This is a genomic window from Massilia cellulosiltytica, assembly GCF_047325105.1.
Classification (GTDB): Bacteria; Pseudomonadota; Gammaproteobacteria; order Burkholderiales; family Burkholderiaceae_D; genus Telluria; species Telluria orientalis.
Window position 1 is genome coordinate 277,555 of record NZ_CP168562.1, and the last position, 12,993, is coordinate 290,547.

General features: G+C 64.3%; 13 protein-coding genes. 7 read left to right on the forward strand and 6 right to left on the reverse strand.

The window, feature by feature from the left end; all coding sequences use genetic code 11:
- Nucleotides 1-102: 102 nt before the first annotated feature.
- From ACEN9H_RS01240 to ACEN9H_RS01250, 3 genes are all read left to right on the forward strand, one after another.
- Nucleotides 103-1,614, forward strand: a complete 1,512-nt coding sequence (locus ACEN9H_RS01240; RefSeq protein WP_413673504.1) for an alpha/beta hydrolase family protein — start codon at nt 103-105, stop codon at nt 1,612-1,614.
- A 196-nt stretch (nt 1,615-1,810) separates the two neighbouring features.
- Nucleotides 1,811-3,181: an SGNH/GDSL hydrolase family protein gene (locus ACEN9H_RS01245; protein WP_413673505.1), complete on the forward strand. Its 1,371-nt coding sequence runs from the start codon at nt 1,811-1,813 to the stop codon at nt 3,179-3,181.
- Nucleotides 3,182-3,237: 56 nt separating this feature from the next.
- A complete protein-coding gene (locus ACEN9H_RS01250; protein ID WP_413673506.1) occupies nt 3,238-3,915 on the forward strand; it encodes an OmpW/AlkL family protein in 678 nt (225 codons plus the stop codon).
- 63 nt (nt 3,916-3,978) lie between these two features.
- Here ACEN9H_RS01250 and ACEN9H_RS01255 read toward each other — a convergent pair whose 3' ends face one another.
- Entirely contained in the window at nt 3,979-5,172 is a 1,194-nt protein-coding gene (locus tag ACEN9H_RS01255) for an acyl-CoA dehydrogenase (RefSeq protein WP_413673507.1), read from the reverse strand.
- A 132-nt stretch (nt 5,173-5,304) separates the two neighbouring features.
- Nucleotides 5,305-5,805 (reverse strand): flavin reductase family protein, encoded by a 501-nt coding sequence (locus tag ACEN9H_RS01260; RefSeq protein ID WP_056124627.1) that lies wholly within the window; start codon nt 5,803-5,805, stop codon nt 5,305-5,307.
- Between the two features lie 106 nt (nt 5,806-5,911).
- Between ACEN9H_RS01260 and msrA the strand changes: the two genes are divergently transcribed.
- Nucleotides 5,912-6,451, forward strand: coding sequence for a peptide-methionine (S)-S-oxide reductase MsrA (gene msrA / locus ACEN9H_RS01265; RefSeq protein WP_413673508.1), 540 nt, complete (start codon nt 5,912-5,914; stop codon nt 6,449-6,451).
- A gap of 25 nt (nt 6,452-6,476) precedes the next feature.
- Here msrA and ACEN9H_RS01270 read toward each other — a convergent pair whose 3' ends face one another.
- Nucleotides 6,477-7,691, reverse strand: coding sequence for a class I SAM-dependent methyltransferase (locus tag ACEN9H_RS01270; protein WP_413673509.1), 1,215 nt, complete (start codon nt 7,689-7,691; stop codon nt 6,477-6,479).
- A gap of 38 nt (nt 7,692-7,729) precedes the next feature.
- Nucleotides 7,730-8,926 carry a pyridoxamine 5'-phosphate oxidase gene (gene pdxH / locus ACEN9H_RS01275; RefSeq protein WP_413673510.1) on the reverse strand — a complete coding sequence of 399 codons (1,197 nt, stop codon included), beginning with the start codon at nt 8,924-8,926 and terminating at the stop codon, nt 7,730-7,732.
- Between the two features lie 100 nt (nt 8,927-9,026).
- Here pdxH and tcdA point away from each other — a divergent pair, with 100 nt between their 5' ends.
- The 3 genes from tcdA to cysK all read left to right on the forward strand — a co-directional run bounded on the left by tcdA (nt 9,027) and on the right by cysK (nt 11,568).
- Nucleotides 9,027-9,905 carry a tRNA cyclic N6-threonylcarbamoyladenosine(37) synthase TcdA gene (gene tcdA / locus ACEN9H_RS01280; RefSeq protein WP_413673511.1) on the forward strand — a complete coding sequence of 293 codons (879 nt, stop codon included), beginning with the start codon at nt 9,027-9,029 and terminating at the stop codon, nt 9,903-9,905.
- Between the two features lie 35 nt (nt 9,906-9,940).
- Nucleotides 9,941-10,483, forward strand: coding sequence for an FKBP-type peptidyl-prolyl cis-trans isomerase (locus ACEN9H_RS01285; protein ID WP_056124617.1), 543 nt, complete (start codon nt 9,941-9,943; stop codon nt 10,481-10,483).
- Nucleotides 10,484-10,635: 152 nt separating this feature from the next.
- Nucleotides 10,636-11,568, forward strand: coding sequence for a cysteine synthase A (cysK, locus tag ACEN9H_RS01290; RefSeq protein WP_371767227.1), 933 nt, complete (start codon nt 10,636-10,638; stop codon nt 11,566-11,568).
- Nucleotides 11,569-11,616: 48 nt separating this feature from the next.
- On the opposite strand, the gene ACEN9H_RS01295 is transcribed toward cysK, so the two are convergent.
- Both ACEN9H_RS01295 and ACEN9H_RS01300 read right to left on the reverse strand, forming a co-directional pair.
- Complete coding sequence (locus ACEN9H_RS01295; RefSeq protein ID WP_413673512.1) at nt 11,617-12,618, reverse strand: cation diffusion facilitator family transporter; 1,002 nt, start codon at nt 12,616-12,618, stop codon at nt 11,617-11,619.
- A complete protein-coding gene (locus ACEN9H_RS01300) occupies nt 12,615-12,944 on the reverse strand; it encodes an ArsR/SmtB family transcription factor (protein ID WP_413673513.1) in 330 nt (109 codons plus the stop codon). Before ACEN9H_RS01300 ends, ACEN9H_RS01295 begins: the two co-directional genes overlap by 4 nt.
- Nucleotides 12,945-12,993 lie beyond the last annotated feature (49 nt).

Genomic DNA, 12,993 nt, shown 5'->3' on the forward strand with positions numbered 1-12,993 from the left:
GGAATCTTCCCAAAAACGCCTGTCCGGTGCATGCTACTCGGCAATCCCGGCCCGCCTTCCTGCGCGGGCCTTTTGTCTTGATCAGTGAGTCGAAGGACACCCATGCGTTCCCTCTTAACCCTGGCCTGCAGCCTCGGGCTGGGCTATTTGCTTGCCGCTTGCAGCGGCGGCACCACCGCCGGCGGCACGCCGACCGGCGTCGCGAATCCTGAACCGCTGCCCGTCGCGACGCGCGGCAGCCTCGTGGGGCAGGCCGCCTCCGTGGCTGTCAGCGTCGGCGGTGCAAGTCTCACCACATTGGCTCCGACCGTGCTGGCCGGCTTCCTCGAATCGGCCCAGCAGGGCACCTTGGCCGTCGCGGGACAGCCGCAGTGCTCGGTCTCCGTGTACAAGGTCCACTACAACACCATCGGCGGCGCCGGCGAAGCGACGGACGGCAGCGCCGCCGTCTTCGTACCCACCGGCGGCGGCGCGTCGTGCAGCAACTCGCGGCCCGTCGTGCTGTATGCGCACGGCACCTCGTTGCAGAAATCCTACGACATGGCCGACATCGCCAACAACACGGAAGCACGCCTCGCGGCGGCCGTGTTCGCGGCCCAGGGCTTCATCGTCGTCGCGCCGAACTACACGGGCTACAGCGGTTCGTCGCTGGGCTACCACCCGTACCTGGACCGCGTCGCGCAGGCGGCCGACATGATCGACGCGCTGCGCGCCGCACGCACGTCGTTCGGGGCCATCGGCGCCAAGGATTCCGGCAAGCTGATGGTCACCGGCTATTCCCAAGGCGGCTATGTCGCGCTGGCCACGCAGCGCGCCATGCAAGACATGGGCACGAACGAGTTCACGTTGACGGCGGCGTCCGGCATGTCGGGCCCGTATGCCATCGCCCGCTTCGGCGATGACCTGTTCGGCGGTGCACCGCGTAGTGGTGCCACCGTGATCGTGCCGATGATCATCAACGCGGGTCAGCATGCGAGTGCCGCGCTGTATGCGACGCCGTCGGATGTCTACGAGACGCAGTACGCCGCATCGATCGCCGACCTGGTGCCAGGCAGCCTCGGCAGCGGTGACCTCGTCGACCAGGGCAAGCTGCCGGCATCAGCCCTGTTCGCCGCGGATTCGCAGCCGCAGACGCCCGGCTACACGGCATATTTCGGCGCCAACAACCTGATCCGCACGACCTACCGCAGCGGCTACCTGGCCGATCTCGCCGCGCACCCGTGCGACCAGAGCGCGACGTCGCCGCTGGCCTGTTCTCCGGCCCACAACCTGCGCAAATGGCTCGTGCGCAATGATCTGCGCAGCTATATGCCGAACGCGCCCACGATGCTGTGCGGTGGCCATGACGACCCCGTCGTGCCGTTCTTCAACGCGACGTCGGCCGCGAGCTATTTCAGTGCGCGCGGCAGCAGGATCACGCTGCTCGACATCGATGACACGCCGAGCCTGAACGACCCGTACCGCTCGGCCAAGGCGGGCTTCGTAGCGGCCAGGACGATCCTGCGCGCGGCGTCGGGCGATGGCGCCGTCGCGTCGGCCTATCACGCCGGTCTCGTGGCGCCGTTCTGCATGGCGGCGACACGCGATTATTTTCAAACAACATTGTCACATTAAGACATGAATTCGCCGGCGGCGTTGCTATAATCGGCCGCGCTGCCGGCCTCGTCTCCCAGCCATCGCAACAGGGTGTTGTTGCCGGTGCACGACAAAGCTTTTCGCTATACAACGATGCCGAACACTGGCATATTAGTTGGCACACGAATAGCACGGCCGTTCGTTGCATAAGAGAAAAATTTCTTTAGGAGACACAATGCGTAAGACCACATTCGCGCTCGCGCTGTTGACCGCTGCCGTCCTGTCGGCTTGCGGCGGCAGCAGCACCAGCCCTCGCGGTGGCGACCAGACCCCGGTTACCAAGTTCAGCGCACAGGTATCGTTCGGCGACAGCCTGTCCGACGTCGGCTCGTATGCCGTCGGTACCGTCAAGGCGCTGGGCGGCGGCAAGTTCACGATCAACGGCGACAACACGTCGATCAACAAGGAACTGACCGGCAAGAACTGGACCGAACTCGTCGCGGCCCAAATGAGCCTGCCAGCACCGTGCCCGGCCCAGACCGGCCTGCAGGGCGACGCGACCAAGGGCTTCGCCGTCCCTGTCTCCTTCAACACCAACTGCCTCAATTACGCGCAAGGCGGCTCGCGCGTGACGAATCCGATCGGCCCGAACAACAAGGTCGTGAACCCGACGCTGGGCCTGACCACCGTGCCCGTGGTGACGCAGATCGCGAACCACCTGGCCAAGACCGGGGGCAAATTCAGCGGTACCGAACTCGTGACCGTGATGGCCGGCGGTAACGACATCCTGTTCCTGCTGGGCCAGCTGTCGTCGAGCGCCACCGCCGCCGGCACTGCCGCCGGTTCCCAGGCCTTCGCCGTGTCGCTGACGACGCAACTGGCCGCCGGTGCGACGAACCCGGCCACCGCGGCCCAGGCCATCGGCCTCGCGATCCAGACGGAAGCGGCGCGCGCCGGCCACACCGACGCCTCGATCGTGCAAGCCGCCGTCACCGCCGCCGTCATGGCCGGGAACACTGCCGCCGCGCAGGCGACCGTGTACGGCCCGATGGTCGCCAAGGCCCAGGCGGACGCCACGGCCGCCGGCCAGAAAGCAGGCGCAGACTACCTGACCGCGAATGCCGCAGGTGTCGTCACCGCCATGGCGACGGCCGGCGCCGAGCTGGCCGCGCTGGTCAAGACGCAGATCGTCGCCAAGGGCGCGAACTATGTGGTCGTGAACAACCTGCCGGATGTGGCATCGACGCCGTCGGGCAAGTCGCAGTCCGCGGCCGTCCAGGCCCTGATCGTGAAAGCCGTCGACGCCTTCAATGCGCAATTGCAAGCCGGTGTCGCGGACGAGCCGAAAGTCCTGTACGTCGACGTGTGGAGCGTCAGCCACGACGAAGTGATCAATCCGGCACCGTATGGCCTCACCAATACGTCGACCCCGGCCTGTGGCCCGAACGCGCTGGGTACCACTTCACTCGTCTGCAACGCGAAGAACGTGATCGCAGGCGACGTCAGCCACTACATGTTCGCCGACGAAGTCCATCCGACACCGTTCGTGAACTGGCTGCTCGCGCGCTATGTTCTCGAGAAAATGGAAGTCAAAGGCTGGCTGTAATCATCACGACAGGCTCGTCCCCGCGGACGGGCCATCAATAAGAATCAGGAGATAACATGAAAGTAAGTTCCAATGTCGTGAAGCTGCTGGTCGCTGCTGGCGCGCTGGCCGTGGCGGGCAGCGCCGCGGCACAGGCCAAGGGGAAGTGGGCCGTATCGCTGGGCGCCATCGAGATCGAACCGAAAGTGGAAAGCGGAGCGATTTCCGCTCCGGCCCTGCCGAATTCGCTGGGCGACGTCGGCAAGGACACGGAACCGGTGGCGATCATCAACTACGGGATCACCGACAACATCACCGCCGAATTCACCATCGCGAAGCCATACAAGCACAGCATCTACGGCGCGGGTGCCATCGCCGGTACGGGCGAGCTGGGCACGGCGCATGCCTTGCCGCCGACCTTGTTTGCGCAATACCGTTTCTTCTCGCCGAACGCGGCGTTCCGTCCGTACGTCGGCCTGGGCGTGACTTATGCCTACTTTTACAAGGAAACCGGCTCGTTCCGCATGACCGCGCTGACGGATCCGGGCGGTCCGCCGACGACGTTTAGCATCGACAACAAATTGACCTATTCGGGCCAGATCGGTGCCGTCTGGAACTTCAACGAGAAATGGTTCCTCAACGCCGCGCTCGTGAAGACCCGCCTGCGGACCGACGTGCACTTCTCGACGGGGCAGAACCAGCACATGAAGCTGGACCCGAAGTCGACCGTGCTGACCCTGGGCTACAAGTTCTGATCGCGTTTCGCGCAATAAAAAACCCGCCGTGTTCGGCGGGTTTTTTTTCGTGCACCGGGGCGATCAGAACGCCGCGATACCGGTCTGCGCGCGCCCCAGGATCAGCGCGTGGATGTCGTGCGTACCTTCGTACGTGTTGACGACTTCCAGGTTGACGAGGTGACGCGCCACGCCGAACTCGTCGCTGATGCCATTACCACCCATCATGTCGCGCGCCATGCGTGCGATGTCCAGTGCCTTGCCGCAGGAATTGCGTTTCATGATCGACGTGATCTCGACCGCGGCCGTGCCCTCGTCCTTCATGCGGCCCAGGCGCAGGACGCCCTGCAGGCCCAGCGTGATTTCCGTTTGCATGTCCGCCAGTTTTTTCTGGATCAGCTGGTTGGCGGCCAGCGGCTTGCCGAACTGCTTGCGGTCCAGCACGTACTGGCGGGAACGATGCCAGCAGTCTTCCGCGGCGCCCAGCGCACCCCAGGCGATGCCGTAGCGGGCCGAATTCAGGCACGTGAACGGACCCTTCAGGCCGCGCACTTCCGGGAACGCGTTTTCTTCGGGGCAGAACACTTCGTCCATCACGATCTCGCCCGTGATCGACGCGCGCAGGCCGACCTTGCCGTGGATGGCCGGTGCCGACAGGCCCTTCCACCCCTTTTCCAGCACGAAGCCGCGGATCTTGCCTTCGTCATCCTTGGCCCAGACGACGAACACGTCGGCGATCGGCGAGTTCGTGATCCACATCTTGGAGCCGGACAGCGAGTAGCCGCCGTCGACCTTGCGCGCGCGCGTGACCATCGAGCCCGGGTCGGAGCCATGGTTCGGTTCGGTCAGGCCGAAGCAGCCGATCCATTCGCCGGTGGCCAGTTTCGGCAGGTATTTCTGCTTCGTTTCTTCATTGCCGAATTCATGGATGGGCACCATCACGAGCGACGACTGCACGCTCATCATCGAGCGGTAGCCGGAATCGACGCGCTCGACTTCGCGCGCGATCAGGCCGTAGCTGACGTAGTTCAGGCCGGGGCCGCCGTATTGCTCGGGGATGGTCGGGCCCAGCAGGCCGAGCTCGCCCATCTCGCGGAAGATGGACGCGTCGGTGGTTTCGTGGCGGAAGGCGTCGAGGACGCGCGGCAGCAGCTTGTCCTGGCAATAGGCCGCGGCGGCGTCGCGCACCATGCGTTCTTCGTCGAGCAACTGCTCGTTCAGCAGCAACGGGTCATCCCAATGGAACTGGGCTTTGCGGGGCGTATCGGAACGGCTCATGGGGCTCCTGTCTCAATCTTTGTAAGAATGTGGTGGGCGAATGGATGGCCGCCCGGGTCGAGCCATTATAGAAACCCAGCCCCGCCGCATCTTTTCAAACTGCGACAGGCATTTTCATTTTTCAAACAAGGATCAGGTGCTGCCGAAGCGCCCGCCATGGAACAGCAGGGCAGACTGGGGATGCACGGCGCAGTCTTCCACTTCGCCCACGAAGATCACGTGGTCGCCTTCCGGGTAGCGGCTGCGGTTGTGGCATTCGAACCAGGCGGAGACGCCTTTCAGGATCGGCTGGCCGGTGCGCGACAATTCGTACTCGACGCCTTCGAACGGATCGTGGCCACGCCGCGAGAACCGGCGCGCCAGCTCTTCCTGGCCGGCGGACAATACGTTGATGACGTAGTGCGAATTGCCGGTGAAGATGGGCAGGCTGTTGGCGACGTTCGACAGGCTCCACAGCACCAGCGGCGGCTCCAGCGATACGGAATTGAAAGAGGACGCGGTCAGGCCGCGGAATTTGCCGTCGCCCAGGCGGGTCGTGATGACGGTGACGCCGGTCGCGAATTGGGACAGGGCCTGGCGAAAATGGGCGGAATCGAAACCGCGCGTGGTGGCGCGAGGTGAGCTGGTGTTCATGCGCGCATTATGCCATCAATGGCCGGAGCTTCCCCGAGCCTGCACGACTGCGCACTTTCGTTTACAGTGAAACCATGGACAACTATTTATCCCTTGAGGAGTCAGCATGAGCCAGCAATCAGCAACCGAAGTGGCCATCCTGGGCGGCGGGTGTTTCTGGTGCCTGGAAGCCGTCTATCTGGAAGCGCGCGGTATTCTCCGCGTGGAATCGGGCTATATGGGCGGCGAGGCCCCTGCGCCGACCTACGAGCAGGTGTGCGCGGGCACGACGGGCCACGCGGAAGTCGTGCGCCTGGAATTCGATCCGAACGTGATCAGTTATCGCGACATCCTGGAAATCTTTTTCACCATCCACGACCCGACGACGCTGAACCGCCAGGGCAACGACGTCGGCACGCAATACCGCTCGGTGATCTTCTTCACGTCGCCGGAACAGGAAGCGACGGCGCGCAAGGTGATGGCCGAGATGGCCGCCGTGTGGGATGCGACTATCGTCACGCAGGTGCTGCCGGCCGAGCCGTGGTACAAGGCCGAGGACTACCACCAGAATTATTTTGCGCAGCACCCGTTGCAGGGGTATTGCGCGTTCGTGGTGGCGCCCAAGGTGGCCAAGTTCCGCAAGATGTTCACGGACCGGGTGAAGTGATTGATGCGGGGGGAATAAATCACGGCTAGCGATACATGTACCGCCGCGACCACGGAATCAGGTCCGGTTCCTCGCCCGCCTTGCCGCACACGATCTGGTACAGGCTGATCCAGTCGTGTGCGAAGCCGTACGCGCAGCCGGCCAGGTAGACGTGCCAGATGCGGAACGTCTTCGGATCGCATGTCGCCCGGATGCGGTCGGCATTGTTCTCGAAATTCTCGGTCCACAGCGCACACGTGCGGGCATAGTGGCGGCGCAGGTTTTCCACGTCGCGGACTTCGAGTCCGCCTTCCTGCATCGTGCGGATGACGGTGGACAGATGCGCCAGCTCGCCGTGCGGGAACACGTATTTGTCGATGAACTCGCCACTGCCGTGCGGGCTGTTGCGCTGCTCGACATCGGTCGTGGTGATGCCGTGGTTCATCACGACGCCACCCGGCGCCAGCAGCTTGCCGATGCGACGGAAGTATTCCGGTAAATTGTCCACGCCCACGTGCTCGAACATGCCGACGCTCGTGATGCGGTCAAAACTGCCCGCGACGTCGCGGTAGTCCTGCAAGCGGATCTCGACACGGTCCTGCAACCCGGCCTGCGCCACGCGCTCGCGCGCCAGCTCGTACTGGCGTTCGGACAGCGTGACGCCGACGCAGCGCGCCCCGAACTTGCTGGCCGCGCGGATCGCGAGCGCGCCCCAGCCGCAGCCGATGTCGAGCAGCGTCTGGCCCGGCTGCACGCCGATCTTGGTGAGGATGTGGTCGATCTTCTTTTGCTGGGCCGTGGCCAGGTCCTCGTCGCCGTTCTCGAAATAGGCGCAGGAATAGACCATGGCCGGGTCGAGGAACAGGCTGTAGAACTCGTTGGAGACGTCGTAGTGGTAGCGGATTGCCTCGGCATCCTTCTCGCGCGTGTGCGGCGAGACGAGGCGCAGGGCAGCGCTGGCGACGCGGCTCGCGCGCGCCGGCTTGCCCGTCGTTTCTGCGAGGGCAGAGCCTACCTGGATCATGTCGGCCGCGCGTCCTTCGATCTCGAGCGCGCCTTCGACATAGGCTTCCCCGAGGTTGCCCAGCGACGGCGCGAGGAGGTAGCGCAGGCCGCCCGGGTTCGGGACGCGGATTTTCACGCGTGGCTGCTCAGGGGACAAGTCCACCTGCGCGCCGTTCCATAATTCCACGCGCAGGGGCAGGTTGAATTTACTGCGTATGCCTGAAGTCCAGGCGGAAAGCTTCATTTGATCGAACACGCGTCTTCTCCGGCTGATCCTGAACCGGATGCACCGGGTCAGGGTTGCAAACGTTGCCGCGTCCAGCTGCCATCTTCCTGCCGCGTATAGACGATGCGGTCGTGGAAGCGTGAACGCCGCCCCTGCCAGAACTCGATCCGTTCCGGCACCAGGCGAAAACCGCCCCAGTGTTGTGGCCGTGGCGGTGCTTCGCCATACTGACGCGCCACTTGCTCGTAGTGTTCTTCGAGGGCGGCACGGTTTGCGATCGGCTCGCTTTGTTCGGACGCGATCGCCGACAGCCGGCTTTTCAATGGTCGGCTGTTGAAATACTTATCGCTTTCCTCGGCACTCGTGCGCTCAACCCTGCCTTCGATCCGCACCTGCCGTTCAAGTTCACTCCAGAAGAATAGCAGAGCTGCAAAAGGCTTGCTTGCCAACTGCTTGCCTTTCTGGCTGTCGTAATTCGTGTACCAGGTAAAGCCGCGCGCATCGAATTGCTTGACGAGAACAATGCGCGACGTCGGCCGCCCGTCCTCGCCCACGGTGGCCACGCTCATCGCGTTCGGCTCGTTCACTTCGGCCTTCAGCGCTTCCTCGAACCAGCGCGTGAACTGGTCCATCGGGTCGTCGGCGACGTCGCTTTCGTCCAGGCGGGCCTGGCCGTAATCCTTGCGCAGGTCGGCGACTTTTTCGCCGATGGAAGGTACCGGGGCCACCGCCTGTTCGAGGCCGCGGCGCTGGCGCATCGCGCCGCCCAGGCGCGCCATCTGATCCGGACCAAAGAGGCGCAGCGCCATCGGCGCGACGATGCCTTCTTCGCGTTCCATATGGCCGTGATAGCCCTGCACGAAGCGCCGCACGATCGACGCCGACAGCTGCGTGCCGCCGCCGTCCGCGATGCCCGTCAGTTGCTCGTGCAGGTCTTGCCACATCGCATCCATGTCCTTGTGTTCCTGCAGGATCACGGGCACGAGCGCCTGCAGCGTGGCCGCATCCTCGCCCTTGGCGACTGCCAGCAGCATCGGCAGCAGGTCCTGTTCTTCGTCTTCGTGGTGCAGGTGGGCGGCTTTGTCGAAGTATTTCAGTACGGCCGTTGCCGCCTGGCGCGCCTGCTCGTCGGCGCCGTGTTCGGGCAGGTGGGCGAGCAGTTTTTCCATGGTCGCAAGCTGTTTGCGGATGCGGCCGTGGCAATGCTTGAGGACGGCGACGGGTTGGTCGAAATCGGGAGCGGGGTCGGCTAGAAGGTTGTTCATGATCGCTGTTGTGGACGTGCAGAATGCGGGAAAATTTTTGATTGACTGAAAGTTATTTTAGAGCAATGAGCGCCATTCCGTCCGGTAAAATGAAGGGATCATGACTACGATTTCCACCTCCCTCTTCGATGACGTTGACTTCGAGCGGCGCTTCGGCGGCATTGCCCGCCTCTACGGCGAGCGTGCACTGGAACGGTTCCGTGCGGCGCACGTTTGCGTGGTCGGCGTCGGCGGCGTCGGCTCCTGGATCGTCGAGGCGCTGGCCCGCAGCGCCGTCGGCCGGCTCACGCTCATCGACCTCGACAACGTGGCCGAATCCAACATCAACCGGCAGATCCAGGCCCTGTCGACCACGGTCGGCATGCCCAAGATCGAGGCGCTGAAACAGCGCATCGCGCTCATCAATCCGTACTGCGAAGTCGAGCTCGTCGAAGACTTCATCGATCCGGACAACATCCCGCAGATGATCGGGACGAACAAGCCCGCGGCCCGATTCGACTACGTCGTCGACGCGATCGACAGCGTCCAGGCCAAGGCCGCGCTGATCGCGTACTGCAGCCAGCACGCGATCCCGCTGGTCGTCATCGGCGGCGCCGGCGGCCAGACTGACCCGACGAAGATCGAAGTGCGCGACCTCGCCCGCACCGAGCAGGAGCCGCTGCTGAAAAAAGTGCGCAAGATCCTGCGTGCCCGCTACGGCTTCGCGCGCGGCGAAAAGAACAAGTACCACATCGACGCCGTGTTCTCGATGGAACCGCTGCGCTACCCGGAGTCCGGCGACGCCTGCGAAGTCGACGCGAACAGCATCACTGGCCTGAACTGCGCCGGCTTCGGCTCGAGCATGGTCGTTACCGCGACGTTCGGCATGGTCGCGGCCGGCCACATGCTGCGCAAGATGGCGGAGGAGGCGAATGCCGTGCCGGTACATGTAACCGAATCCGTCGACGCTGTCCAAGTGGAAGAGGCCTTGTTATCATAGGATCAGTTTTTTACTGATTCGTGAAAAGAGGCTCCATGATCCGTCGTATTGCCGTAGCCAGCCTGCTGCTGGCGGCCGTCGCCGCCAACGCGCAGGACGCATCCCAGCAGGCCGGCGACGGCCTGCAAGGTCCCAAGGACCCGGCCCAGGCCACCGCCAACGCGGCCCATCCCGGCAACCCGAACAATCCCGTCGACCCGACGCCCGCTGGCCAGGAACAGCAAGGGCCGAAGGTGCAGGTCATCGACCACGTGATCGGCAAGGGTGCCGAAGCCAGCGTCGGCAGCACGGTCGTCGTCAACTACACGGGCTGGTTCTACAAGCCGCTGGCCGCCAAGCAACGCGGCCGCAAATTCGACTCGTCGCTGGACGCGGGCCGCGAACCGCTCGAGTTCCAGCTCGGCGCGCGCCAGGTCATCAAGGGCTGGGAGCAGGGCGTGCAGGGCATGAAGGTGGGCGGCAAGCGCACGCTGATCATCCCGAGCGAACTCGCGTACGGCAAGCGCGGTGCAGGTGGCGGTTCGATTCCGCCGGATTCCGACCTGATCTTCGACGTGGAACTCCTGAAGGTCAAATAAGGGAACCTCGAAAAACCGTCACGAGCGGCAGCAATGTCGGTTGAGAAGCGCAGCTGTACGCTAGTACAGCGAGCATCGAAGACCGACAGTGCAACGCGCAGTAGGTTTTTCGATGTTTTCTTAAGTCAAAACTCATCAACCAGGAGGACTGCATGCGCATCGCGAACGACGTGACGGAACTGATCGGCAATACCCCCTTGGTGCGGATCCGCCGCCTGGCGCAGGGCGCCGGCGCTGACCTCACCGCCAAGCTCGAGTTCTACAATCCGGCCCACAGCGTCAAGGACCGGATCGGCTGGGCCATGATCGAAGCGGCCGAGCAGGCCGGCAAGATCGGCCCGAACACCATCATCGTCGAACCCACCAGCGGCAACACGGGCATCGCGCTGGCAATGGTGTGCGCGGCGCGCGGCTACCGCTGCCGCCTCGTCATGCCGGAAACGATGAGCAACGAACGGCGCATGCTGCTGCGCGCGTACGGCGCCGAACTGGTGCTCACGCCGGGGCCGGAAGGCATGCTGGGCGCTATCCGCCGCGCCGAGGAAATCGTCGCGGCCGACCCGAACTGCTTCATGCCGCAGCAGTTCAACAACCCCGCCAACCCGGAAGTCCACCGCCGCACGACGGCCGAGGAAATCTGGCGCGATACCGACGGCAAGGTCGACATCCTCGTGGCCGGCATCGGCACGGGCGGCACGATCACGGGCGTGGCCGAAGTGATCAAGGCGAGGAAGCCGTCGTTCCAGGCCATCGCCGTGGAACCGGAAGCGTCGCCGATCCTGTCGAAGGGCACGAAGGGCCCGCACCCGATCCAGGGCATCGGCGCCGGCTTCATTCCGGACGTGCTGAACACGAAAGCCTACGACGAAGTCATCACCGTCAAGAACGAGGATGCCTTCGAGACGGCGCGTGCTGCCGCGCGCGAGGAGGGGCTGCTGGTCGGCATCTCGTCCGGCGCTGCCCTGTGGGCCGCGATCCAGGTCGCCAAACGGCCGGAAAACGCGGGCAAGCTGATCGTGACGATCATTCCATCGTTCGGCGAGCGCTATCTCAGTACGGCGTTGTACGCGAACCTGGCCGGCTGATCAGGCTTTCCATGTAAAACGGCCCGCTTGCATGCGGGCCGTTTTGTTTTAGTGCGCGTGTGAGTGACCATGATGATGGCCATGATCGTGGTCATGGTCGTGATCGTGGTCGTCATGCGCTTCCAGCCCATCGTGCAGGCAGCAACTGCTGTGCTTGGTCGTCCCTTGCTCCACCTGCAGCGTGCAGTGATGGATGGCGAAATCCTCGCGCAGGTGCCCGACGATCTCGTCGATGGCCGCATCGCCCGGATAGCCGCCCGGCATCACGAGGTGGGCCGTGAGGGCCGTTTCCGTCGTGCTCATCGCCCAGATGTGCACGTCGTGCACTTCGGTCACGCCCGGTTGCGCGGCCAGGAAGGCCGTGACGCCCGTCGCGTCGACGCTGGCCGGCACGCCCGCCAGCACCATCTGGATCGATTCCCTGAGCAGCGACCACGTGCCCACGACGATCACGACGACGAGCACGAGGCTGACGACCGGGTCGAGCCACGACCAGCCCGTGTAGATGATCACGACGCCGGAGATGACGACGCCCAGCGACAGCAAGGCATCCGCCGCCATGTGCTGGTAGGCGCCGCGCACGTTGATGTCGTCCTTGCTGCCGGCCACGAACAGCCAGGCCGAGAAGCCGTTGATCAGCACGCCGACGAGGGCGACGATGGACACCGTCGTGCCGGCCACCGGTTCCGGATGGGCGAAGCGGTGCACGGCTTCCCACGCGATGGCGCCGCAGGCCACCATCAGCAGCAGGGCGTTGGCGAGGGCGGCCAGGATGGTCGTGCCGCGCATGCCGTACGTGAAACGGCGCGTGGGCGCGCTCTTCGTCAGCAGCGCGGCGCCCCACGCGAGGCCCAGCCCCAGCACGTCGGACAGGTTGTGGCCGGCATCGGCCATCAGCGCCGTCGAGTTGGCGATGAAGCCGTAGATGAATTCGATGGCGACGAACGCGGTGTTCAGGCCGATGGCGATGCCGAACGCGCGACCGTTGTCGCCCGGCGTCGGGTGATGATGATGGCCATGTCCATGGCCGTGGGAATGGTGGTGACTCATGCGTCCAGTCCGGTCGTAGTTTCTGGGATAGGTTCGGCGATGTGTTCGAACATATTGGAGAGCAGGCCGCTGATGTGGGCATCGGCGGCCGAATAGAACACCTGCTTGCCCTGGCGCTCCGCCTTGACGATGCGGGCCGCGCGCAGCAGGCGCAGGTGGTGGCTGACCAGCGAACTGGACAGGTTCAATGCGCCGGCGATGTCGCCCACGGCCGTCGGCTGCGCCAGGCAGGCGAGCACGATCCGCAACCGCGTGGGGTCGCCCAGCAGGTGGAACAGGTCGGCGAGTTCGTCGACCGCGTTGTCGATGTCGGGTGGGATGCTCATGATTAACGTTTGAAGAACTGTTCACATGTTAAGCGCATAGAGGTGGCGG